Below are 23,652 nucleotides of genomic sequence, written 5' to 3' on the forward strand. Positions count from 1 at the left end.
GCGGTGGGCAGAGACGACCCTCGTCCGACCCCCGGGCTCGGACCGTCGCATCAGGGGCGGGCGCAGGTCGCCGGTCAGTGGTCGTCGTAGTGCCCGTCGTGCGCGGCGTGCCGGTGCCCGTCGTGGATGTAGTCCAGGTGATCCCCGTGCGGGACGGCCACGTGCCCGCAGCCTTCACCGTGGACGTGGTCGTGTCCTTCGTGGGCCACATGCTCGGCGGGTTCACACTCGTCGACGTGTCCGTCGTGGACTCGGTGCAGATGCCCGTCGTGCACATAGTCGACGTGGTCGCCGTGTGGCACGGCCACGTGCCCGCAGCCCTCGCCGTGGGCGTGTTCGTGGCCTGCATGTTCTCGGTGGGTGGTCATCGCCGCGCTCCTCGGACAGACGAAACCGTTTCGCGCTTCCCAGTCTCCCACCGTCATCCGTGGTTCGGAACAGAGCCGCCGGTGATCCTGTTGTTCGTAGTCGAGGCGGTCACCGGGCGCCGCGTGCACTACTGGCAGGTCCCGGGTCGGCACGGGGTGCGGGCTCCTCGGCAGGCCGTCAGGTAGCCCGCCGTCAGGCCGCCTGCCGGGCGACGACGACACCCGCGGCGCCGAGGCGCGGGAACCGCATGTCCGAGATGGGGGTGACGCTACCGAGGCGGTTGGTGACGAAGGCGATCGACAGGCCGGTTTCCGGATCGGCGAACGCGCCGGAGCCGCCGAAGCCGAAGTGGCCGATCGACTGCAGCGGCTGCTCGCGCAGGGCGACCCAGCCCGGGTGGTAGCCCAGCCGCCAGTTCGGGCGGATACCGAGCACGTAGTCGCGGCGACGGGTCTGCACCTCCAGGACCTGTTCGAGGGTCTCCTCCTTCAGCAGCCGTGCCCCGCCGAGTTCGCCGGCGTTCGCGAGGGCCCCGTACATCCGGGCCAGCGCGCGAGCGGTGAACACCCCGTTCCACCCCGGCATCACCGCGTCGTGCGCCGCAGGGCTGCGGGCCAGCTCGTCGAAGCCTTCGGCCATGCCCGCTTCGGCGACGCCACGCAACCCGGGCAGCCGCGACAGCACGGTGCCGGTGACCGCCCACGGCGCGGGGGTCGGATTCAGCCGGGGAAACACCCGGGCGATGCGGTGCCGCTCTTCCTGCGGCACGTGGAACCAGAACTCGCGCAGACCGAGTGGGCCGGCGATCTCCTGCTCGATCAGCTCGGTGAAGGACAGGCCGGTCACCCGGATGGCGATCTCGGCGACGAGGTTGCCGTAGGTGACGGCGTGATAGCCGGGGCCGGCGAGCCGGCGCGGGTCCGGCGCGGCTGCCGCGAGGGCGGCCGCCACCGCGTCGGAGTCGAGCAGCCCGAAGCGTCCCGGCACGAGGCCGCGCGCGCGGTGCAGGCCGGCGCGGTGCGACATCAGTTCCCGGACGGTGATGGATTCCTTCCCGGCGGCCCCGAATTCGGGCCAGTACGCCGCGACCGGTTCGTCGTAGTCGACCAGCCCGCGCTCGGCGAGCCGGTGCAGCACGGTGCTCGCGACGCCCTTGCCGGTGGAGAACGACAGCGCCACCGTGTCGTGGGTCCAGCGCTTGTCCCGGGACGCCCAGCCCGCCCAGATGTCGAGCACCGGTTCGCCGTGCAGGTACGCGGCCAGCGCCCCGCCGCCCTGCCGGGTGTCGCGGAACATCTTGAAGAACCGGTCGGCAACCGGCAGGAAGCGAGGGTCGACGATCATCTCCGTCCGGGGGTGCTCGCCGTCCACCCGCCTGGTCGCTCCGGTGTCGGAACTCATGGCGCCACTCCTACCGCGGCCTCCAGTTGTGACAGAGACCGCTCTGTCAGAGGTATCAACGCTTCGATGTCCGGTATTACTTCCCCACCGGCCACATATCCGAAGCCGACTCGGTCGGCATACGAGCACACCGTGACGTTGAGAGCCATCCCGTCGTACACGATCGACACGGGGTAGATCTCCTCGAGGTGGGCGCCGTTCCAGTACAGCTCGGTGCGCGGGCCGGGCACGTTGGAGATCGGGAGGTTGTAGCCGGGCCGCACCCTCGGGTCGAACGGGAGCATCGGGAGCAGAATGGTTGGCAGGATGCTCGGAGCTGCCACCAGCAGCGACGGCACCGGCCCCAGCGACGCGACGCGCTCCTTGGCCACCTGCATCGACCGGTGGATCAGGCCCAGCCGGTCGGCCGGATCGGCGAGGTCGGTGCCCAGGGTGCACACCGCGGTTCCGAACGCATTGCCCGCCGTCCCGCCGTCCTCCCGCCCGCGTACCGAGACCGGGCAGATCGCCACCAGGGAGTCACCGGGCAGTTCGTCGTGCTCGGCGAACCACGAGCGCAACGCCCCGGCCACAACGGCCGTGACGACGTCGTTGCCGGTCACCCCCGCCGCGTGCTGGATCGCGCGCAGCCGCGCCTTCGGCCAGCCGGCGGCCGCGAAGGTGCGGCCGGCTCCGAGAGGGCCGTTGAGCCGGGTGCGGGGCGCCGCGAACGGCAGCACGGTGGTGTCGGTGGTCAGGCCCTGCACCGTGGAGCGGACCTGCCCTTCGACGGTCCGACGGACCAGGCCCATCCCGGAGGCGAGCGCCCCGACGGCCGAGCGGGCCAGGGCGAGCGGGGTGGGAAGCCCGCCGTGTGCGGACCCGGACCGGTCCTGCCCGCCGGTGGCGAAGAACGGGGACATCGACCGACGATCGGGGTCCGGCGACATCGACTCCTCGATCATCCGCAGGCCCGCGATCCCGTCGAGGACCGCATGGTGGACCTTGATGTAGAGCGCGTACCGGCCGTCGGGAAGGCCGTCGACGAGGTGTGCCTCCCACATCGGGCGGGAGCGGTCGAGGGGCTCGGCATGCAACGCGCCCACCAGCTGCCACAACTCCTCCCGTCCGGCGCCCGGCGGCAGCGATGCCCGCCGCACGTGGTAGCTCAGGTCGATGTCGTCCACGTCGCGCCAGGCCCACCACCCGCCGGTGTCCACTCCCCGGTGCGCCCGGCGCCGCAGCACCGGATCCACCTCGCCGCCCCGGCCGAGGGCGTCCCGGTACGCGTCGTCGACGAACCGCGGGCCGGCATCCTCGGGCGGGTCGAGGATCAGCACCACCGCGACGTGCATGGGGTTGGCCAGCAGCTCCGCCGTCATGAGAACGGCGTCGATCGGGTCCATCAGACCCACATGCTCACCCCGCTTCCACGTGTCTGTGAGGCTTCGGTCACGGTAACTCGAGCGGGACGCGTCGCGGGCCGGGACGGCCGGTCGCGCACGCGCAGGCCCGTGCCGGGTGCGGAGAATGGGTGTAAGGATGGACGACATGACCATCGTGGAGCATTCCCGGGCTCGGCACTCGGGCATCGACCTGACCCACCTCGACGAGAGCACCCGAGCGCAGGACGATCTGTTCGAGCACGTCAACGGGCGCTGGCTCGCCGAACACGAGATCCCCGCCGACCGGGCCCTCGACGGCGCGTTCCGCACGCTGTTCGACAAGGCCGAGGTCGACGTCCGCACCCTCATCGAGGAGGCGGCCGCGTCCTCGGCCGAGCGGGGCACCGACGCACAGCGCATCGGCGACCTGTACGCGAGCTTCCTGAACACCGAGGCCGTGGAGGCGGCGGGGCTGAGCCCGATCGCCGGCGAGCTGGCCGCCGTGGCGGACGCCGCGGACCGGGCCGAGCTCGCGGCCGTGCTCGGGCGGCTGCAACGCGTCGGGGTCGGCGGCGCCGTCGCGCACTACGTCGACACCGACGCGAAGAACTCGTCGCGCTATCTGATGCACACGACGCAGTCCGGCCTCGGCCTGCCCGACGAGTCGTACTACCGCGAGGACGGCCACGCCGAGATCCGGGCGCAGTACGTCGCGCACATCGGGCGCATGTTCGAGCTGACGGGCATCGGGCACGACCCGCAGCGGGTCCTCGACCTCGAGACCCGGCTGGCCGCCGGGCACTGGGACGTGGTCAAGCGGCGCGACGCCGACCTGTCCTACAACCTGGTGACGTTCGAGGCGCTGACCTCCGATCGGCCCGGCTTCGACTGGCGCGGCTGGATCGACGCGCTCGGCGCCACCGAGGAGCAGTGGGCCGAGATCGTTGTCCGCCAGCCGGACTTCCTCGACACGTTCGCGCGGCTGTGGGCCGACGCGCCCCTCGAGGACTGGAAGGCTTGGGCCACCTGGCGGGTCCTGCACGCCCGCGCCCCGTACCTCACCGAGGCGCTCGTCGCCGAGAACTTCGCGTTCTACGGCCGCACCCTGACCGGCGCGCAGGAGATCCGCGACCGGTGGAAGCGCGGCGTGGCGCTCGTACAGGACCTGCTCGGCGAGGCCGTCGGCAAGCTGTATGTGGAACGGCACTTCCCGGCCGAGGCCAAGGCCCGCATGCAGCACCTCGTCGCCAACCTGCAGGAGGCGTACCGGCGCAGCATCGCCGATCTGGAGTGGATGAGCCCGCAGACCCGCGAGGCGGCGCTGCGCAAGCTGGAGAAGTTCACCCCCAAGATCGGCTACCCGGACAAGTGGCGGGACTACTCGGCCGTGACGATCGACGCGGGCGATCTGGTCGGCAACTACCGCAGCGGCTACGCCGCCGAGTACGACCGCGACCTGGCCAAGCTCGGTGGGCCGGTGGACCGCGACGAGTGGTTCATGACGCCGCAGACCGTCAACGCCTACTACAACCCGGGTATGAACGAGATCGTGTTCCCTGCCGCGATCCTGCAACCGCCGTTCTTCGACCTGCACGCCGACGACGCCGCCAACTACGGCGGGATCGGCGCCGTCATCGGCCACGAGATCGGGCACGGCTTCGACGATCAGGGCGCCAAGTACGACGGCGACGGCAATCTCGAGAACTGGTGGACCGACGACGATCGCACCGAGTTCGGCAAGCGCACCGCGGCGCTGATCGCGCAGTACGACGAGTTCGAGCCGAAGGCGCTCGCCGGCCATCGCGTCAACGGCAGCTTCACCATCGGCGAGAACATCGGCGACCTCGGCGGGCTGTCCATCGCACTGAAGGCGTACGAGATCGCACTCGACGGTGCCGAGGCGCCGGTGATCGACGGCCTCACGGGCCTGCAGCGGGTGTTCTTCGGCTGGGCGCAGGTGTGGCGGACCAAGGTCCGCGACGAGGAGGCGCTGCGCCGGCTCGCCGTGGACCCGCACTCGCCGCCGGAGTTCCGCTGCAACGGGGTGGTGCGCAACATCGACGCCTTCTACGAGGCGTTCGACGTGCGTCTCGGCGATGCGCTGTATCTCGCGCAGGAGGAGCGCGTGCGGATCTGGTGAGCCGGACGCCGGTGCGCCGCGCCCCCCGACGGGGCGGCGTACCGGCGCCCGACTAGGAGCGCGAGGCCTGAGGTACCGAGATCCCGCGCGAGCCGAACCAGGCCATCGGGTCCATCTTGGCGCCGCCCGGCTGCCACACCTCGAAGTGCAGGTGCGGCCCGGTGGACTGGCCTCGGTTGCCCATCGTGGCGATCACGTCGCCCGCCCGCACCTGCTGGCCGACGGACACGAGCGACTCGTTGATGTGCCCATAGACGCCGATGGTGCCGTCGTCCTGCTGGATGCGAACCCACAGCCCGAAGCCGGAGGCGGGACCGGATTCGATCACGGTGCCGTCGGTGACCGACTTGATCGGCGTGCCGATGGCGTTGGCGATGTCGATGCCGTTGTGCGCCGTTCCCCAGCGGGGACCGAAGCCGGAGGTCAGCGCCCCGACGGTCGGGAAGACCGCGCTCGGGCGGCTCGCGAGTTCCCGTGCGATCCGCTCGGACTCCTGCTGGGCGAGGCGCTCGGCCTCCTGCTGGGCGAGGCGCTCCGCCTCGCGCTGGCGCTCCGCGGCCTCCGCGGCGAGGCGCGCGGCCTCCCGCTCGGCGGCGCGCTGCAGCTGGTCGACGTACCGGTCGGTGCCGGCGTCCGGAAGCTGCAGCACCTGCGGTGCCGTCGAGAGTCCGACCGTCGGCTGCTGCCGCTCGGGGGCGGCCTCGGCCCGGGGTTGCCCGGGCGCCGCCTGGGCCGCGGCGCTGCCGGCCGCGAGCACGGCGCCGACCGCCAGGGGGATGGTCAGCAACCGGCGCGCGGGCCCGGTCCGGGTCGAGCGCCGGTGGGCCCCACGCCGGGGCGCCACGGGTTCGGAAGCTTCGCTGGAGTTGTCACCATCGTGGCGGGCGTACGGGGCCAATCTGCTGTCCTCGACGTTCGAGCGGTCCGTTTAATAACGGATTGATCACGGTCGAGTCACAGATTAGCGCATAGCCCCGCCGGTGGGTAGCCGCTCCCAGCGGACCGAATGTCACAGGCGTTCCGCTCCGCGATCCAAATGTGACATTCGGCCCACTAGGAAGGGGTCGCCGGCTCGCGCACCAGCCGCTGGTACGAGACCCGCCACAACCACTCGACCGGCCCCTGCCGATACCGCCGCAGCCACCAGCTCGCCGTGACGACCAGCACCGCACACACCAGCAGGTACACCGCGACGGTGAACGGCACCCGCAGCGACGGATCAACTCTCGCCGCCAGCCTGAGGCCCCAGCCGTAGCACAGCGCAGAGGCGAGAACGTTCTGCGCGACGTAGCAGCTCAACGCGGTCCGGCCGATGCGTTCCAGTCCGGTCGCGACCACCCCCGCCCGCCGTGGCGTCACGTGGAACTGCGCGATCCAGGCGAGCAGGCCGACCGCGACGAACGGAGCCACGCCGTAGCGGGCGACCAGCACACCGGCCTCACCGCCGCACAATCCCACGACCGCGTCGACCGGGGCGGCGACCGCCCCGAGCAGCATCAGCTTCCGCCGCAGCACCCGGCTGCCCGGATCGAAGATTCCCGCCTCGTACAGCGCGGCACCGGCGAGGAACATCGCGATCGTCATCGGGATCACGAAGATCACCTCGGCCCGGAACGCGCCGACGTTCTCGGCCCGGAACACCACCAGATCCCACCAGCTGCCGGTGGCGAACACGTCGGTGGCCGGGGCGGTGGGCGCCCCGGAGTCCGGCTCGGCCGCGATCACCGCCACCAGCGCGGTGAGCAGCAGCATGTGCGCGGCGGACGCGGCGACGGCCACCCACAGCCGCGCCCGTACCGATGCGACGACGAGACCACACACGAGCATCGACACCAGTGCGTAACCCATGAGGATGTCGAATTCGGCGACGAGCAGGTAGTGCAGCGCGCCGTCGAGCAACAGCAGCGCGGCACGCACCCGGTACCCGCCCGGCCACGGCCGTCCCGCCCGTCGCGCCGACGCCGCCTGGATCGCCAGACCGATCCCGAACATCAAGGTCAGCAACCCCAGGAACTTGCCCTGGGCGAGTTGCATGAGGATCCGCTGGGGCCACGGCTCGGAACCGAGCGTGTTCAGGTAGCCGACGATGCCGGCCGGGTCGGTCAAGATCCAGATGTTCGTGCCGAGCGTGCCCAGGATGGCGATGCCGCGCGCGACGTCGAGCGCCACGATGCGCCCGGGCCGGGTCGTCGTCTCGGTTGCCGTCATGACTTCGACCCTGACGTGAGGCGGTCGCCGGCGCGTCGGCCATCCGACGGACCGGGTGTCCTCCCTCCGGAGGAGGCGACCTACCTGCCCGCGATCTGCCGGGCGACGAACGCGGCGTGCAACCGCGAATCCACCCCCAGCTTCGCCAGGACCCGGGAGACGTGGGTCTTGACGGTGGTGGCGCCGATGTTCAGGCGCTCGGCGATCTGCTGGTTCGCCAGGCCCTCACCGAGGCAGTCGAGCACCTCGCGTTCCCGGTCCGTGAGCAGGTCCACGCCGGTCGGCGGCGGCACCGGTTCGGCGGCACCGGCGGCCAGGCCCGCGATGACGGTGCGGGTCACCTGCGGGGACAGCACGCCGTCGCCGTGGGCCACCCGCCGGATACCGTCGGTCAGTTCCTGCGCGGAGGCCGACTTCAGCAGGAAGCCCGCGGCGCCGGCGCGCAGCGCACCCAGGACGTACTCGTCGACGTCGAAGGTCGTGAGGACGAGCACCTGGGTATCGCTCGTCTCGCGGATCCGGCGGGTGGCCTCGATGCCGTCGGTGCCCGGCATGCGGATGTCCATGAGCACCACGTCCGGCCGCAGCGCCCGCACCTGACGCACGGCGACGTCGCCGTCGGCGGCCTCGCCGACCACCTCGAGATCGGAGGTCGCGGACAGGATCATCGCCAGCCCCGCGCGGATGGCGCCGTGGTCGTCTGCGAGCAACACCCGGATCACGACGGCGCTCCCGGGCGCAGCGGCAGCGACGCCCCCACGACCCACGTCCCGTCGGACGGACCCGCCCGGAACCGGCCGCCGAGAAGCTCGGTGCGTTCCCGCATGCTCGCCAGGCCCCGGCCGCCCGACGGCGTGCGCGGCGCGGCAACCGTCCCGTCGGGGAGCGGGTTGCGCACGGTCACCTCCAACCGGTCGCCGCGCGCGTCCAGCGACAGCTCGACGGGGACGCCGGGCGCGTGCTTGGCGGCGTTGGTCAGGGCCTCCTGGACGATGCGATAGGCGGCGTGGTCGACGGCGACGGGCAGCTGCCGCCCCGGACCCGACCGACGGACGTGGACGACGGTGCCCCCGGCGTGGGCCGAGTCGACGAGCTTGCCGAGGTGGGCCAGCCGCCCGGGCGCGGTCGTCTCGCCGAGGACGGGCCGGTCCCGCAGTAGTCCGATCATCTCCCGCATCTCCTCGAGCGCGTCGACGCTGTTGCTCCGCACCGATTCGAGCACGGCGTGCAGCGCCTCCATCCGGCGGGCCGTCGGCGACGACGCATCGCGGGAGAGGCCCAGCGCGGCCTCGGACTGGATCGCGATCGCCGACAGGTGCCCGGCGACGACGTCGTGCAGATCGCGGGCCATGCGGTTGCGCTCGGCCGCCACGGCGGCCCGCCGGTCGAGTTCGGCGATCGTGGTGACGGCCTCGGCGCGGGCGCGTTCGGCGTCGGCGACGTCCTTGTGCAACCGGACCGCGCGCCCCCACCACAGCGGAGTGCCGACGAACGCGGACAGCGCAATCGCCGTGAGCACCAGCAGCTGCCAGTTCCCGGTGACGACGTAGACGACCCCGAAACAGGCCGCGGAGAGCGCGGAGGCGAGGCCGAGCAGCGCCCGTGCCTGCCGCTCGGTGCCGTAGCGGACGCCGGCGTAGAGCAGGTCGGAGTAGACGAGCCACACGGGCAGGGACGGCCCGAGCAGGAGGTCGATGCCCAGCGGCACCGCACCGAGCACGAGTGCCGCCACCGGCCGCCGCACCCGGAGCACCGCTGCGCCGCACACGGCCGCCAGCAGGCCGATACGCACGGCCGCCGGAGCCTCCACCCTGACGGGGGCGAGTTCGTACAGACCTGCGGACAGCAACAGCAGCCCGAGCAGGAACTCGGCCACCGCGATACACCAGCCCTGCGCGGTGACGGAGAGAGACGACCAACGCGGCACCCGTTCATCACAGCACAGGCGCGCGGCCGGTTCGTCCTCCCGACGGAGGACCCCGCCTCGTTCCGAAGACCGACGACACGCGTGCGGTGACCGCCGAGCATCGAGCCATGGACCTCGCTCTCCTGGGCACGCTCGCGGTGCTGGCGCTCGTGGACAGCACCAGTCTCGGCACCCTCGTCGTGCCGCTGTGGTTGCTCACCGTGCCGGGCCGGCCCCCCGTACGCCGCCTGCTGGTGTACCTGCTGTCGATCGCCGCGTTCTACTTCGTCGTCGGACTCGTGCTGATGTCCGCGGGCCGGAGCGGCGCCGCGGCGCTCGCGCGGTGGAGCGACACGACGGCGTGGCACTGGGCGCAACTCTCGGTGGGCGCGGCTCTGTTCGCGATGAGCTGGCGATTCGACTCGGGGAAGGCGCGGGTTGCGGGCCGCGGGAGCCGGCTGCGGCACTGGCGCTCCCGGGCCCTCGAGCGGCAACGGACGGCGTCCGGTGTGGCAGTGCTCGCGCTCGGTGCCGGGACCGTCGAGGTCGCCACGATGCTGCCGTACCTGGCGGCGATCGGGACGATCGTGGCGACGGGCCTGCCGGCCGCCACCGGCGCCGGCCTGCTCGCCGGGTACTGCGCGGTGATGGTGCTGCCGGCCCTGCTGCTGGTGGTGGGCCGGCTCGTCGTGCACCGGCGGATCGAGCCGCTGCTGCGACGTCTCGACGAGTTCACCGCCCGGCACGCCGACTCGGCGCTGGGATGGGTGCTGGGTATCGCCGGGTTCCTGATCGCGCGGGATGCGGCGGCGGCCCTGTTCTTCGCGGACTGAGGAGGTCTCCGGGCCGGATCTCCTGCCCGGCGGCCACCTCGCTCAGCCGTCCGCCGCCTCACGTGCCGACGCGCCGCCGGAGGCCCGGACGCGGGCCCGGTCGGCCAGCACCGTGTCCAGCCAGTCGAACATCCGCTGGTCGGTGAGGCTGCGAGCGAGGGGCTGGCAGTGGAAGTTGGCACCCTCCGCCGCGGTGAACGACGCCAGTTCCTTCGCCCCGCGCAGCCGCTCGGCGAGCTGCCGGGACTGGCCGGGCCAGAACTGCTCGTCCTCGGGGTCGGTGACGAACAGCGGCGTCGTGATCGACTCGGGGAGATCGCCGAGCCGGTACTTCAGCACCTCGGTGAGGGTGTCGAAGTACGAGTCCATCCTGCGGTAGGGGCGGGCCCGGAACCGCCACGTGCGCTCGAGCCGGCCCGACAGCCGCATGCCGAAGGCCATGTCGCGATCGAACTTCTCCCGGTCGCCCTTCTCGAGCAACTCGATCATGTTCTTGGGCATGTGGGCGAGCCACGACGCGGACACGTCGACCACCCCCGGATCGGCGATTGCCGCCGCGATCCGGTGCTCGAAGGCCAGTGCGCGCGGCACCCAGTATCCGGCCTGACTGATCCCGTAGAGGGCGATGCGCGAGCCGTCGACCTCCGGGTACCGGAGGAGGAAGTCCACGATCGGCGTGATCACGGCCTCCCAGTCGTGCCGGAACGGCACGCCGCGCTCGAACAGCATGGACTGCTGGCCCGGACCGTCGAAGAACAGCACGTTGTAGCCGCGGGCGAGGGCGCCGGCCCCGGCGGCGGTCCACAGGCTGCTGATGGGCCCGTCGCTGCCGTTGTTCAGGATCAGGGTGGGGCGTGGTTCGCGGGTCTCCTCGCCGAGCGGCCGCAGCAGGTAGCCCGGCAGGAAGCCGTCCTCGTAGGGAATGTCCACCCGCTCGGCCGGGTGCGGGGTGGTCTCGACGAACCGGTCCCACGCCGCCCGGTGCTGCCGAAACGTCGGCAGCAGCGGGCCGTCGTCGGCCAGACCGTCCACGGAGTTGACCGCGGTAGCGAAATACGTTGCGGCACGCAGATATGCGCCCGCGGCGCTGACGACGTGCCCGGCCTCGGCGGAGGCATCGGCGAGCCCCCGGACGCGACTGCCGAGCGCCACCCAGGCCTCGAACCACTTCTCGTGATCCTTCTCGCCGAGCGGGGCGATCGTGGCGAGCACCTCGCCGACGTCCGCCGCGCCGTGCACGGCCTGCCCGAGCAGGAACCGGACCTCGAAGTCGAAGTCCTCGTCGCGGTAGAAACCTGCGGTGAACGCCTGGTGCGGATGCGCAAAGAAGGATGCAGGCATGTGGGCTCCCTCGGGCGGTGGCGGGGCACACCCACCGTACGCCCGAACCGGTCGTTCGGCTCGATATCCGACTTCCGCCCGTCACAGGCGGTGCAGTTCCACCTCGTGCAGTCCGCCGTCGGCGACGGTCGCGGTCACGAAGGTGCAGAACGGTTGGCGCCGACGGTCGGTCGGTGACCCCGGGTTGAGCAGGCGCAGCCCCGTCGCCGTGGTGGTGTCCCACGGAATGTGGCTGTGCCCGAACACCAGAACGTCGGTGTCGGGATGAGCGGCCGACATCCGCCCGTCCCGGCCTGCCGAGGCTCCGGTCTCGTGGACGACGGTGAAGCGCACACCCTCCAATGTCACGCGCGCGGTCTCGGGCATCCGGCGCCGCAACTCGGCACCGTCGTTGTTGCCCCAGCACGCGACCAACCGGGCGGACCGCTCGGACAGGGCGTCGAAGAACGCAACCTCGACCCAGTCGCCGGCGTGCAGCACCACGTCGGCGTGATCGACCTCCTCCCACACCCGGGCCGGCAGGTCCCTCGCACGCGCAGGGATGTGGGTGTCGGCCAGCAGCAGCAACCTCATGCGACCAGTGTGCCGCCCGGGACGGACCACCCCGCCCGCCCGCCCGCCCCGAACGATTCTCGTCGCGCTCGGCGCCGAGGTTTCGCCCGTCCCCCACCGGGCACCCGGCCCCGGAGGACACGACGAAGGACGCCCGCGGCGGACGCCGGGCGCCACCGGGAGGAACAGCATGGCCAACGTCGCCGACGGGATAGTCGACCGGCTCCGGGCCTGGGGCGTCCACCGCGTCTTCGGCTACGCCGGAGACGGGATCGACCCGATTCTGGCCGCTCTGGATCGGGCGGCCGAGCACATCGAGCTCGTCACCGCCCGGCACGAGGAGATGGCGGCCTTCATGGCCACCGGGCACGCGAAATACACCGGGGAGGTGGGGGTGTGCCTCGCCACCCAGGGACCCGGGGCGGTGCATCTGCTCACCGGCCTCTACGACGCCAAGCTGGACGGCAAACCGGTGGTGGCGATCGTCGGACACGTGGTGACGACGGCCCAGGGCAGCGGCTACCAGCAGGAAGTCGCGCTGCCCACGCTGTTCAAGGACGTGTGCGCCCAGTACGTGCAGACCCTCGATACCCCCGAACAACTCGGCGCGGTGCTCGACAACGCCTTCCGCACCGCACGGGCGACCTCCAGCCCGACGTGTGTGATCGTCCCGCACGACGTGCAGCAGGCCGACGTCGCCGGGGAGGAGCACGCCCACGGCGTGGTCCCCAGCGCCGCGACGGTCGCGGTCCCGCGGGTGCTGCCCACCGACGCCGATCTCGACCGGGCCGCCGACCTGCTCAACGCCGGGCGACGGGTCGCGCTGCTCGTCGGCCAGGGCGCATACGGCGCGGCCCCGGAGATCGGCGAGGTCGCGGAGCTGCTCGGCGCCGGCGTCACGACGTCGCTGCTCGGCAAACCGGTGATCGACGAGTCCCGGGACTGGGCCTGCGGTGTCATGGGACACCTCGGCACGACCGCCTCTGCGGACCTGACGGCCGGATGCGACACCCTGCTGATCGTGGGCAGCAACGATCCGTGGACGGAGTTCTATCCCGCCCCGGGACAGGCACGTGCAGTGCAGATCGACATCGCCGCCCGCAACCTCGGCGCCAAGTATCCCGTCGAGGTGCCCCTCGCCGGGGACGCCCGCGAGACCCTGCGCGCCCTGCTGCCCCGGCTGCACCGGACCGCCGGACCGTGGCGCCGCGACGTCGAGCAGATGGTCCGGAACTGGCGGCGGATCGCCGCCGCACGGTGCACGGAGCCCCCGGACGGTCTCGATCCGCAGGCCGTCGTCCTCGATCCGCAGGCTGTCGTCGCAGCCCTGTCCGACCGGCTCCCGGCGGACGCCCAGGTGGCGGTGGACGTCGGATCGGTCGTGTATTGGTACGCGCGTTTCCTGCGACTGCCGCCGGGAGTGCCGGCGCACCTGTCGAGCACGCTCGCCTCGATGGGGTCCGCGATGCCGTACGGACTGGCCGCCAAGCTCGCCCATCCGGATCGTCCGGTGATCGCCCTGGCCGGGGACGGCGCCATGCAGATGAACGGCATCTCGGAGCTGATCACCCTTGCCCACCGCTGGCGAGACTGGGCCGATCCGCGCTTCGTCGTCCTCGTCCTCGACAACGGCGACCTCACCGAAGTGTCCTGGGAGCAGAGGGAAATGGAGGGCGACGCCCGCATCCCCGCCTCGCAGACCGTCCCGCCCTTCCCCTATGCCGACTACGCCCGGCTGCTCGGCCTGGAGGGCATCCGGGTCGATCGCCCCGAGGACGTCGACGGGGCGTGGCACACCGCCCTGACCGCCGACCGTCCGGTGCTGATCCAGGCGGTCGTCGATCCGGCTACCCCGCTGCTGCCGCCGCGCGCCTCTGCGGACAAGGTCGAGAAGATGCTCCAGGCCCTCGAGCGGGAAGGCGCGCACACGGCCGCACAGCGGCTGCGGCGGCAGCGCGAGCAGGAAGCCGAGAACTGACGGCGGCGGTTCCCCGGCCCGAAGGGCCTCCACCGGGCGTCGACGGGGCCGCTTCCGGGTATACCCCCGTAACGGCAACGGAGGACAGCGCAGTGGATCGGTGTACATGAGGGCCTCGTTCGATCAACAGTTACGCGACCTCACCGGCAGGCTCCGCGGTCTCGCCGAGCTCGCGGCGAAGGCCCTGGAGCTGTCGACGCGTGCGCTGCTCGACGGCGACGTGGCCGCGGCCGAGGAGGCGCTCGATCTCGGCGAGCAGATCGACACGTTGCACACCGAGTGCAGCGAGCGGGCCGTGGCGATCCTGGCGTTGCAGCATCCGGTGGCCGGCGATCTCCGGTTCGTCTTCTCGGCGGTGCGGATGAGCAGCGACCTGGCGCGGATGGGCCAGCTCGCCCTGCACATCGCGCGGGCAGCCCGGCGGCGCACCCCCGGAGAGCTCGCCCCCGACGAGGTCCGGGACGACATCGCCCGGATGGGCGAACTCACGGCCGGCATGGCGCGCGGACTGTGTGACGTCTTCACGGAGCCGAATCTGGAGCTGGTCACCCGGGTCCGGAGCACCGACGCGGAACTCGACGCCGTCCACGCCCGTCTGCTCGGGACGCTCCGGGACCCGGCGTGGACGCACGGCGTGACCCCCGCCGTCGACCTCGCCCTGGTGGCACGCTTCTACGAACGCTTCGGGGACCAGGCCGTGGACGTGGCCGAACGGGTCATCTTCCTGATCACCGGGCGGCGCCCCGACGGCGATCCAGCTCCACCCGAGCGGCCCTGAGAATGTGCCCGGGCCGGTCCGGGTTCACGGTCCGTTCGAGGTCGGCGACGAACTCCTCCAGGCGCTCCGTGGGCCACGATTCGAGTCCCGCGCCCGTGCGTTCGGGATAGGCGGCGTGGACGACGTCGAGAATCCGGTGTGCGAGCCGGCGCGCGTCCGCCACGCCGAGGCGGTGGGTCGTGCCGTCGACGGTGACATCCAGCCCGTCGCCGGTGTCGGTCACGGCAAAGGTCGTCATGGGTGCACCTCCTGTGCTCACCGGTCATGACGTTACTCGAGGTGAGCGCCCGTCGACCAACGATCGGCGTGGAGGGGACGACGAGTGGGTACAGGCCCTGCATGAGTATTCCTGCACCCGAGAGACTTGCGATCGTCACCGGAGCCGATTCGGGAATCGGAAAAGCCACCGCCGAGGTGCTGGCCTCGGAGGGATTCGACGTAGGCATCACGTTCCACACCGACGAGGCCGGGGCCCGGAACACCCGGGACGGGATCGAGGAGCGCGGACAGCGCTGCTTCGTCGTCCGCCAGGACCTGACCAGTCCGGACACCGCCGACGTCGTCGACACGCTCGCCGAGAAGCTCGGCGGCCTGGGCGTTCTGGTCAACAACGCCGGAACCGGGCACATGGACCGGATCCTCGACCTGAGCTACGACACGTGGCGGGAGGTTCTCGCGACCGACCTCGAGGGTCCGTTCCTGTGCGCTCAGCGCGCCGCCCGTCGGATGATCGCGGGCGGCCGCGGTGGCCGGATCATCAACGTCACGAGTGTGCACGAGCACATCCCCCGGCTCGGCGCCGCCGCCTACTGCAGCGCCAAGGCCGGCCTGGGCATGCTCACCAAGTGCCTCGCACTCGAGCTGGGACGGCACGGCATCCTCGTCAATGCGATTGCGCCGGGCGAGATCTCGACCCCGATGACGGGCATGGACGAATCCCAGGCATATCGTGAGGACCGCCCCGGCAACCCGGTCGGCCGGCCCGGGCACGTCAACGAGGTCGCGTCGGCCATCGCATTCCTCGCGTCGCCGCGCTCGTCGTACCTCACGGGCGGCTCGATTCCGGTCGACGGTGGGCTGATGCTCATGGCGGCACACGGCCACGACATGGCCGGGGAGAGCTGGCGCGAGATCTGAGATCGCACCGACCTGATCTCGCGGTACCGGGCGGAGGGCACGACGAGGCCGCGTCGGCGCCTCTACGCGAGTCGCTCGATGTCCGGTAGCTGCCACGTCTTGTCGAACCACGGTGCGAGGGGACCGTACAGCCGGAACATGGCCCACCAGCTCTTGCCGGGAACGGTCTGGATCCAGTTGTGACCGTCCTCGGGCGGTTCGGGACCGAAGTGGACGTCGACGGAGCCGTCCTCGTTCGTGGTGAAATCCCGGTCCTGGCTCGTCACCGACGGCCACTCCTGTCCGGTCTGCAGCATGGACCGGGTCTGGGTGTCGTAGGCGAGGATCGACCAGAAGTTGCCGGCCGGAACGTTCGCAGGGACGCGGAGCCGGTAGGTCCGGCCGCCGTCGAACGGGGCGCCGTCGGCGTCGACGCACGCGACGACGTACTGGGAACCGGTGCCGATCCTCTCGACGTCCTCTGCCGGACTCACGCCGGTCACCGAGAAGTTGAACTGAGCGGCGGCGTCGAGCAGAGCGACCCCGTCCTCCTCGAACCGATGACCACCGAGGAAGAATGCGCGCCAAGTACTGCCCGGGTAGCGGTAGGCCTCCGACTGCCGGAACCGGTAGGTGAGGGCGCGACCGGTGGCGTCACCCACCGCGGCGGCTTCGGTGAGGATCGCGCGCATGCGCTCGTCGGGGTCGAACGGCCTGCCGCGCCGGATGCCGATCGAGGCGAAGAATCCCAGGGTGAGCGGATCGGACGACTCGGGCGGCTCCGACTGCACCACCTCGTCGAGCATTTCCCACGCCCGGAAGTCGGCCGGGGGGACGCCGACCATGGGTTCGGGCGACACGTTCACGAACCGCATGGACGGCGGACGGTCCGCGAGCGCGAGGGGGTAGGCCCGGGTCTTGTCCTTGATGACCTCGACGGCGGGGTGGGGATCGCCGTGCTCGTCGAGGAAGCCCCGAACGAACAGCACCATGCCGAAGCTGTTGGTCCGCACCACGAAGTAGCCGCCGGGGACCTCACCGTCGTAGCCGGGGGGCAGCAGCAGATAGGCGCCGCCCCGGCCCTTGTCGGGTCCGGTCAGGCCGACGTCGACCACCCAGCGTCCCCAGCTGTCGTCGATCGCGCCCAGGACGCCGGGCGGCGCCTCGATCACGAGCGGACCGTCGCGCAGGTCGATCCAGATGGCGGTGTACGACGTGCTCGTGTTAGCCGTGAGCCACACGGTGCGCGGATGCATCAGGTCTTCGAAGACGTACGCCGTCGAGTTCACCGGGCCCCACTCGAGGAGCGCGCTGCGCATCGCCGCCATGTTCAGCGCGGGCAGAGCCAGCAGGTACGCCTGCACGGCACGCTGAAAGTCCAGGTTGTCGAACAACGTCCGGACCGTCGCGTCGTCCGGGAAGCCGTCGAAGAACCGCAACGTGCCCAACCGGGTGTGAACCTCGTCGGGCGACTCGATGCCGGCCGGGATGGGGGTCGCCGTCGTATCAATCATCGCCAGCCTCCTCGTCGCGATGCCGCCGACTCCGACGCTACGAATCACATCACCGGCTCTCTAGGGTCCAAAGCCCATAGCTCCCCTCAGCGGAAGCCGAGTACCCCGGCATCTGCCGAACCCGTCCCTGCGGTGGCCCTCTCACACAAGCTTCACACATCGGGACGGGAACTCTTCACCGACGGTGCGTTGACTCGGTGGTGAGAGAAAGGTGGTGCCGGTGATGAACACCTGGCGGAAGACAGTGGCCGCACTCGCGGCAGGGGCGACGATCGGAATCGCCGGATTCGGGACGGCCGTCGCGACAGCCCAGGAGCCGGACGAGGGCACGGGCGGTGCGCTGTCCACACAGGAGCAGTCCGACCTGATGGTGATGCGGGAGGAGGAACGCCTGGCACGAGATCTGTACCAGCAGTTCGCGCAGAAGTGGGGGGCACAGATCTTCGAGCGCATCTCCGCCAGCGAACAGCGTCACTACGATGCCGTCGGCGCTCTGCTCGGTCGGTACGGTGTGAGCGATCCATCGGCCGGGCTCACTGCCGGAACCTACGCCGAGCCTCAGTTGGAGAGCGCCTACGATGGTTGGCTCGCCCGCGGTCTGACCTCGGTCGAGGAGGCGTACGCGGTCGGGGCCGAACTCGAGGCCGCCGACATCGCCGAACTGTCCACCGCGATCGAGGTAAGTGACGAGGACGCGATCGACCGCCTGTACGGCAAGCTGCGCACCGGTTCCGAGCACCATCTGCAGGCCTTCCGGGCAGCCCTGACCGGCGAGGAGCCGGCCGGCGGACACGGGCAGGGCCAGGGACACGGGCAGGGCCAGGGACACGGGCAGGGGCCGCAGCACTCGGAGTAGCGCACGGCCGCGGAAGGCGCGGGTGTGTCAGTGTCGGATCGGGTGGTCGCTTCGAGTGGGCAGCTGCAGTGTGAACCGTGATCCGTGACCGCGGCCGGGAGAGTCGGCCGACAGGTCGCCGCCGTGGGCGCGGGCGATGCCCCGGCTGATGGTCAGGCCGATGCCGGAGCCGAGATCGTGCTCGCCCCGGCGCCGGGACGGGACCCGGTAGAAGCGCTCGAAGATCCGTTCCACATCGTCCGGGTCGAGTCCCTCGCCCGTATCGGTGACGGTGACGGTGGCGACGTCTCGACCGGCGGTGATGTCGATGCTCACGCCGCCGGTCTCCGTCGCGGCGAGGGCGTTGCCGAGCAGATTCGTCAGCACCTGCGTGATCCGGTCGGCATCGGCCCACACCACGACCGGCCGGGACGGCGGGTGCACGGTCAAGGTCAGGCCGGCATCGTCGAACTGCGGGCGCAACCGGCCCGTGACCTGCACGACGAGGCCGGACAGATCGACGTCGTCCGGGTGCAGGTCCAAACGGCCCTCCTCCGCCCGGGACAGGGTGGACAGATCATCGGCGAGCCTGCGCAGCCGGCCCACCTCGGTTTCGATCTGGACCAGCTCTGCCGGTGCGAAGACACCGTCGAGGACACCCTCGGCGTAGCCGTCGATCACGGTCAACGGGGTGCGCATCTCGTGCGCCACCTCCGACAGCAGCCGGACCCGCCGGGCTTCTGTGTCGGCGAGGCGGATGGCGAGATCGTTGACATCGGTGGCGACCGCGGCAAGTTCGACCTCCGGCGGCACCGGGATGCGGTGCCGGTAGTCACCGGCGGCGATCGCCCGGGTGCCCGAGCGCACCGACCGCAGCGACCGCAGCAGGCGCCGGGACGCCAGCAGACCCAGCGCGGCGGCCGCGATCACCCCGGCAAGCACCCCGAGCAGCAACGCCGTCGTCACGGCATCGGCCACGACCTCGCGCAACGGAGAAGACCCGTTCGTGCGGTTGCGGCCGCCGCCGGGACCGGGGGCGCGTTCGTCGAACAACGCCGGCGCCGCGACCCGGACGACGGCGAAGGTGACCAGCGCTCCGACCACCGCCACCAGCAGATGGGAGACGAACAGCCGCGTCGTCAGGCTCGGCACGGGAAACCGGGAACCGCCGAGGTTCACCGGTCGGCCCCGGCCGTGGCCACGAACTTGTAGCCGACCCCGCGGACGGTCCCGATGAAGCGGGGGGCGGTGGCGTCGTCACCGAGCGCCCGGCGGATGCTGCGGATGTGCACGTCCACGACCCGTTCGTCACCGAAGAAGTCGCCGCCCCACACCTTCTCGAGCAGTTGCCGGCGCGAGTACACCCGGCCCGGCGCCCGGGCCAGGGCCAGGAGCAGGTCGAACTCGAGCGCGGACAGTTCCACGGGAGTGCTGTCGACCGTCACCTCCCGGGAGTCGGGGTCGACGGTCAGACCGGCGACGACCACGCGGGAGGTCCCACCGTCGGTGCCTCGGGCGCGGCGCAGGACGGCACGGACGCGGGCGGCGACCTCGCGAGGCGCGAACGGTTTGGTGATGTAGTCGTCGGCGCCGACCGCCAGACCCACCAGCTTGTCGACCTCCTCGGCGCGCGCGGTGACCAACACGACGTACACGTCGGAGAATCCGCGGATCCTGCGCAGCACCTCGAGACCGTCGAGGTCGGGAAGGCGGATGTCGAGCAGCACCAGGTCGGGGCGGTGGGACTGCACCGATGTCAGCGCTTGCGAGCCCGTTGCGGCTTCGATGACGTCGTAGCCGTCCGCCTCGAGGTAGCCGCGCAGGACGCGACGGATGTGGGGTTCGTCGTCGACGACGAGGACGCTGCGGGGCACAGTTTCCCCTTTCGATCCGCCGGTCCGACCGGGCGACGGGCTGCTGTGGACAGGAGGGTCCCTCGAGGTGTTCGACGGGCAGACCGAGGGTAGTCCAGCCGCGCAGCCCGCCGCGGAGGTGTCGTTGCACAAACCCGTGAACGCCCACGTCTCCGGCCCGTCCTGCGGAGCGTGCACACATCCGCATCACCCGAGGCTGCCACCCAGGTGGGCGCAGTTACTCGGAGATGGGCAGGCACATCCGGACCTCGGTACCGTGCGGGTGGTTGGGCAGGTACCGGATGCTGCCCCCGTGTCGCTCGACGATGTGCTCCGAGATGATCAGGCCGATCCCGGAACTGTCCTGCTTGGCCGAGAAGGCCCCGGAGGCCAGACGGTTTCCCGAGGCACCGTCCATCCCTCGTCCCTGGTCGAGAACGGAGACGCAGGCCCACTCACCCCGCCGGGCCGTCCGGACTGTCAGCTCCTTGACGGAAGTCGAGGGCAACACGATCTCGTCGATCGCGTTGAAGCAGAGGTTGATGACCACCTGCCCGATCAGCACGCTCTCTCCTTCCACCGGCAACGGGGAACGGGACCTGTCGATCGATATGTGCACGCCCCGCTCGGCTGCCCGCAGACGAACGAAGTACAAACTCTCCTCGACCGTCTCGTTGAGGTCTATGGCAGCCTTGGTGCTCTCGATCCGCCGCACGTAGCGCTTCACGGAGGACACGATTTCCGCCGCCCGGCCGAGCTGCTTCTCCATCCTGTCCAACCCGTAGCTCAGCGCCTCGGGGTCGAGGGATCGGTCGGAGATGCGCGCCTTGAGGCCGCTCAGATAGTTCGTCGAGGCGGCGAGGGGCTGCCCGAGTTCGTGAGCGAGGATCATGGCCATGTCACCCATCGCGTTGTACCGGCTGAGGTACTGGAGGTTGGCCTCCTGATACGCATGCCGGCGTTCCCACTCCACGCGATCCGTCACGTCACGGATCGTCAGCACCCGGGACGTCATTCCGTCGTGCACCACGGCCTCGAGAAAGCCGGCCAGCCAGGTGGTGCTGCCGTCGCTCTTCTCGATCTCCTGCATGATGCCCACCGGCCCGGCCGCCGCGTCCAATTTGGCGACGACGGGCTCGGCGGTCAGGCGAGGCTCACACCGGCCCAGATCCTCCAGGTACACACCGGACAGTTCGTCCGGCGTTCTGCCGAAGAGCTGGGCCGCGAGCGGCGAGATGTCCTCGATGCAGTTCATCTCGTCGAGCACCACGATGCCCGCCGACGTGTGCGTCATGATGCGCTGTAGGGACTGCGACACCCAGCTGAGCTCCTCCTGGAGCTCCACCTCTTCGGCGATGTTGCGGAACTCGACCATCACGACCTGCCCGTCCTGGAAGGTCAGGAGCGAGGCGACCGCATCTGCCAGGAAGTCCTGACCGTCCTTGGTCCGGTACTTCCACTGTCTGCGGCTCGAGCCGTGTACGACCGCGTCCTGCAACCACGCCACCCCGACCGAGCGCCGGTACTGACGCTCCTGGCTGCTCATGTGGTGGGCCTTCAACGGTCGCAGTTCGTCGAGGGTGAAACCGAACATCCGGCACGCGGCGGGGTTGGCCCAGAGGATGTTCTTGGACGCGGCCTCGTGGATGAGGATCCCTGTTTCCGTCTTCTCCACCATCTCCTGGAAGTCGCGGCCTGTCGGGAACATCGATCCTCACCTCCGGGTGCCGTGACGGTTCATTGTCGACCCACGAGCGGCGGATCGACCATAGGGGAATGCTTTATGACCGGCGGAGGAAATCCCGATACCGCCTCGTCCGAACCTTTCCTAGCGTTTTCCTCAGCGCGACACGACGAGGTGGATGGAGACGACGATGGCGATCCGGAGCACGATGAAACCAGTGCAGGCGGCAGCGGTGGGCCCTGCCCGGGAGAAGGCCTTCGAGGACGCCCTCGCCGTGCTGCTGGACCGGCGCGACGAGTTCAACCGGCAACGATTCGTGCCGAAGGACTTCATCGCGCTCTTGAAGCAGGCCGGACTCTACCGCGCGTCGACCCCGGCACGGTTCGGCGGAGAACCGATGGCCCCCTCCTCCTTCATGAGGCAGGTCGAGCGGATTTCCGCGGTGGATCCGGCCACCGGGTGGGTGGCAAGCTTCGGATCCTCGCTCGTGTACTTCGCGGCCCTGCCGGTCGAAACCCAGGAGAAGATCTACTCCGACGGCCCGGACGTCGCCTATGCCGGCGGGTTGTTCCCCATGCAGAAGGCCGAGAAGGTGGACGGCGGCTACCTGTGCAGCGGGCTCTGGCAGTTCGCCAGCGGATGCCTGGGCGCCGACATCCTCGGCATCGGTCTCGCCGGAGGCCCGGAAACGAACGGCAAGCCACTGACCGCCCTCGTGGACCCTGCCGACGTGGAGATCGTGGAGAACTGGGATGTCGCCGGAATGAAGGCGACGGGGTCACACGCAGTGAAGGCCGACAGGCTCTTCGTCCCCGAGGAGATGACGTTCGTCCGCGGTGGCGCTCCCTGATCGACGAGCCGCTCACGCGGTATCCGTCGCTCGCCTACGCCGCCCAGGTGCTGGCGGTGGTGACTCTCGGCGCCGCCCGCGGCGCGCTGGACTACGTCCACGAGGTCGGAGCGGTCCGATCCAGCATCACCGGCGGTGACAGCAAGGGAAACCGGCCCGCCTACAAGACCGGCCTGGCCCGCGCCGAGGCCGATCTCCGCTCCGCTCGGGCCTTCTTCTACGAGATCACCGACGAGGTGTGGGACCTGGCGGTCCGCGGCGACGAGATCACCGACGAGTACACGGCCCTGCTCCGCCTGGGAGCAACCCAGGCCGCCCACGTCGGCCGCAACGTCGTGCTCGCCGCGTTCGACCTGGCCGGCACCGGGGCGATCTACGAGAGCCACCCGCTGCAGCGCTACCTTCGGGACGCTCTCGTCCCGGCTCAGCACGCCATGCTTCAGACCAACACCTTCGAGGCGGCCGGAGCCGTTCTCCTCGGCCTGGAACCCGGGATCCCCAGTTTCCCCTGACCGGGGCGGGATCTTCGAGACCAGCGCCTGCCTTCCCAGCGAAAGGACGCCCCATGACCGCCGAACCGTTGCGCACCCTGTTCTGCATCGGCAACAACCAGAACTTCTTCGACCTGCCGAAGGCGGAGATCGGCCCGGTGTGGGTCGGCATCTCCACCATGCTCTCGAATCTCGCGGACATGGACGGCATCCATGTCATCGGCACGTTCGACGACGACGCCCACATGGTGGGCCCGTCCGACGGCTGGCCCTGGACCTGCTACGTCCTGGCCGACGTGAAGGACCAGGAAACCGTGCGGGCCGCGTGCAACCTGTTGCGGACGACGATGATCGGCGAGTACGCCCTCTGGAAGTACTTCAAGATCGAGGCCCGCATGGGCCGAGAGCTGACGATCCGCGCCGACGTCGGGGTCTGATC

21 protein-coding genes and 1 pseudogene are annotated in these 23,652 nt (G+C 70.6%); 8 read left to right on the forward strand and 14 right to left on the reverse strand.

Going from position 1 to position 23,652, the window contains the following annotated elements; all coding sequences use genetic code 11:
- Positions 1–74: 74 nt before the first annotated feature.
- From ISO16_RS13050 to ISO16_RS13060, 3 genes are all read right to left on the reverse strand, one after another.
- A complete protein-coding gene (locus tag ISO16_RS13050) occupies positions 75–368 on the reverse strand; it encodes a hypothetical protein (RefSeq protein WP_037201177.1) in 294 nt (97 codons plus the stop codon).
- A gap of 193 nt (positions 369–561) precedes the next feature.
- Positions 562–1,770 (reverse strand): serine hydrolase domain-containing protein, encoded by a 1,209-nt coding sequence (locus tag ISO16_RS13055; RefSeq protein WP_029546261.1) that lies wholly within the window; start codon positions 1,768–1,770, stop codon positions 562–564.
- Positions 1,767–3,164 carry a WS/DGAT/MGAT family O-acyltransferase gene (locus ISO16_RS13060; protein WP_072636324.1) on the reverse strand — a complete coding sequence of 466 codons (1,398 nt, stop codon included), beginning with the start codon at positions 3,162–3,164 and terminating at the stop codon, positions 1,767–1,769. The genes ISO16_RS13055 and ISO16_RS13060 overlap by 4 nt, the downstream gene beginning before the upstream one ends.
- Positions 3,165–3,300: 136 nt before the next feature.
- Between ISO16_RS13060 and ISO16_RS13065 the strand changes: the two genes are divergently transcribed.
- Positions 3,301–5,274, forward strand: coding sequence for a M13 family metallopeptidase (locus tag ISO16_RS13065; protein WP_072636325.1), 1,974 nt, complete (start codon positions 3,301–3,303; stop codon positions 5,272–5,274).
- A 52-nt stretch (positions 5,275–5,326) separates the two neighbouring features.
- Here ISO16_RS13065 and ISO16_RS13070 read toward each other — a convergent pair whose 3' ends face one another.
- The 4 genes from ISO16_RS13070 to ISO16_RS13085 form a co-directional block, all read right to left on the reverse strand.
- A complete protein-coding gene (locus ISO16_RS13070) occupies positions 5,327–6,061 on the reverse strand; it encodes a M23 family metallopeptidase (RefSeq protein ID WP_006947325.1) in 735 nt (244 codons plus the stop codon).
- Between the two features lie 266 nt (positions 6,062–6,327).
- Positions 6,328–7,482: a DUF418 domain-containing protein gene (locus ISO16_RS13075; RefSeq protein ID WP_072636326.1), complete on the reverse strand. Its 1,155-nt coding sequence runs from the start codon at positions 7,480–7,482 to the stop codon at positions 6,328–6,330.
- Positions 7,483–7,562: 80 nt separating this feature from the next.
- Entirely contained in the window at positions 7,563–8,204 is a 642-nt protein-coding gene (locus ISO16_RS13080) for a response regulator (RefSeq protein WP_006947321.1), read from the reverse strand.
- Positions 8,201–9,409, reverse strand: coding sequence for a sensor histidine kinase (locus ISO16_RS13085; protein ID WP_072636327.1), 1,209 nt, complete (start codon positions 9,407–9,409; stop codon positions 8,201–8,203). Before ISO16_RS13085 ends, ISO16_RS13080 begins: the two co-directional genes overlap by 4 nt.
- A 107-nt stretch (positions 9,410–9,516) precedes the next feature.
- Between ISO16_RS13085 and ISO16_RS13090 the strand changes: the two genes are divergently transcribed.
- Positions 9,517–10,221 carry a GAP family protein gene (locus ISO16_RS13090; RefSeq protein WP_072636328.1) on the forward strand — a complete coding sequence of 235 codons (705 nt, stop codon included), beginning with the start codon at positions 9,517–9,519 and terminating at the stop codon, positions 10,219–10,221.
- Between the two features lie 42 nt (positions 10,222–10,263).
- Here ISO16_RS13090 and ISO16_RS13095 read toward each other — a convergent pair whose 3' ends face one another.
- Positions 10,264–11,562 (reverse strand): alpha/beta hydrolase family protein, encoded by a 1,299-nt coding sequence (locus ISO16_RS13095; RefSeq protein WP_072636329.1) that lies wholly within the window; start codon positions 11,560–11,562, stop codon positions 10,264–10,266.
- Between the two features lie 81 nt (positions 11,563–11,643).
- Positions 11,644–12,135: a metallophosphoesterase family protein gene (locus ISO16_RS13100; protein WP_072636330.1), complete on the reverse strand. Its 492-nt coding sequence runs from the start codon at positions 12,133–12,135 to the stop codon at positions 11,644–11,646.
- A 169-nt stretch (positions 12,136–12,304) separates the two neighbouring features.
- Here ISO16_RS13100 and ISO16_RS13105 point away from each other — a divergent pair, with 169 nt between their 5' ends.
- Positions 12,305–14,092, forward strand: a complete 1,788-nt coding sequence (locus ISO16_RS13105; RefSeq protein ID WP_029546274.1) for a thiamine pyrophosphate-requiring protein — start codon at positions 12,305–12,307, stop codon at positions 14,090–14,092.
- Positions 14,093–14,198: 106 nt separating this feature from the next.
- Positions 14,199–14,870, forward strand: a complete 672-nt coding sequence (phoU, locus tag ISO16_RS13110) for a phosphate signaling complex protein PhoU (protein WP_006931809.1) — start codon at positions 14,199–14,201, stop codon at positions 14,868–14,870.
- On the opposite strand, the gene ISO16_RS13115 is transcribed toward phoU, so the two are convergent.
- Positions 14,821–15,108: a hypothetical protein gene (locus ISO16_RS13115; RefSeq protein ID WP_006931807.1), complete on the reverse strand. Its 288-nt coding sequence runs from the start codon at positions 15,106–15,108 to the stop codon at positions 14,821–14,823. The genes phoU and ISO16_RS13115 overlap by 50 nt on opposite strands.
- A 101-nt stretch (positions 15,109–15,209) precedes the next feature.
- On the opposite strand from ISO16_RS13115, the gene ISO16_RS13120 reads away from it, so the two are divergent.
- Entirely contained in the window at positions 15,210–16,007 is a 798-nt protein-coding gene (locus tag ISO16_RS13120; protein ID WP_072636331.1) for an SDR family oxidoreductase, read from the forward strand.
- A 62-nt stretch (positions 16,008–16,069) separates the two neighbouring features.
- Here ISO16_RS13120 and ISO16_RS13125 read toward each other — a convergent pair whose 3' ends face one another.
- On the reverse strand, positions 16,070–17,500 hold the full coding sequence (locus ISO16_RS13125; RefSeq protein ID WP_072636332.1) for a DUF1254 domain-containing protein: 1,431 nt from the start codon (positions 17,498–17,500) through the stop codon (positions 16,070–16,072).
- A 223-nt stretch (positions 17,501–17,723) separates the two neighbouring features.
- Between ISO16_RS13125 and ISO16_RS13130 the strand changes: the two genes are divergently transcribed.
- Positions 17,724–18,356 carry a ferritin-like domain-containing protein gene (locus ISO16_RS13130; RefSeq protein WP_072636379.1) on the forward strand — a complete coding sequence of 211 codons (633 nt, stop codon included), beginning with the start codon at positions 17,724–17,726 and terminating at the stop codon, positions 18,354–18,356.
- Positions 18,357–18,383: 27 nt separating this feature from the next.
- On the opposite strand, the gene ISO16_RS13135 is transcribed toward ISO16_RS13130, so the two are convergent.
- The 3 genes from ISO16_RS13135 to ISO16_RS13145 all read right to left on the reverse strand — a co-directional run bounded on the left by ISO16_RS13135 (position 18,384) and on the right by ISO16_RS13145 (position 21,896).
- Complete coding sequence (locus ISO16_RS13135; protein WP_230304543.1) at positions 18,384–19,487, reverse strand: sensor histidine kinase; 1,104 nt, start codon at positions 19,485–19,487, stop codon at positions 18,384–18,386.
- 23 nt (positions 19,488–19,510) lie between these two features.
- Positions 19,511–20,209, reverse strand: a complete 699-nt coding sequence (locus ISO16_RS13140) for a response regulator transcription factor (protein WP_072636334.1) — start codon at positions 20,207–20,209, stop codon at positions 19,511–19,513.
- 217 nt (positions 20,210–20,426) lie between these two features.
- Complete coding sequence (locus ISO16_RS13145) at positions 20,427–21,896, reverse strand: PAS domain S-box protein (protein WP_006931801.1); 1,470 nt, start codon at positions 21,894–21,896, stop codon at positions 20,427–20,429.
- Between the two features lie 154 nt (positions 21,897–22,050).
- Between ISO16_RS13145 and ISO16_RS13150 the strand changes: the two are divergent.
- Both ISO16_RS13150 and ISO16_RS13155 read left to right on the forward strand, forming a co-directional pair.
- Positions 22,051–23,234, forward strand: a pseudogene (locus ISO16_RS13150) (acyl-CoA dehydrogenase family protein).
- 53 nt (positions 23,235–23,287) lie between these two features.
- Complete coding sequence (locus ISO16_RS13155) at positions 23,288–23,650, forward strand: hypothetical protein (RefSeq protein ID WP_072636335.1); 363 nt, start codon at positions 23,288–23,290, stop codon at positions 23,648–23,650.
- Positions 23,651–23,652: the final 2 nt, after the last annotated feature.

Origin of the sequence: Rhodococcus sp. M8 (assembly GCF_015654185.1) — a bacterium.
GTDB classification, from domain to species: Bacteria; Actinomycetota; Actinomycetes; order Mycobacteriales; family Mycobacteriaceae; genus Rhodococcus; species Rhodococcus aetherivorans.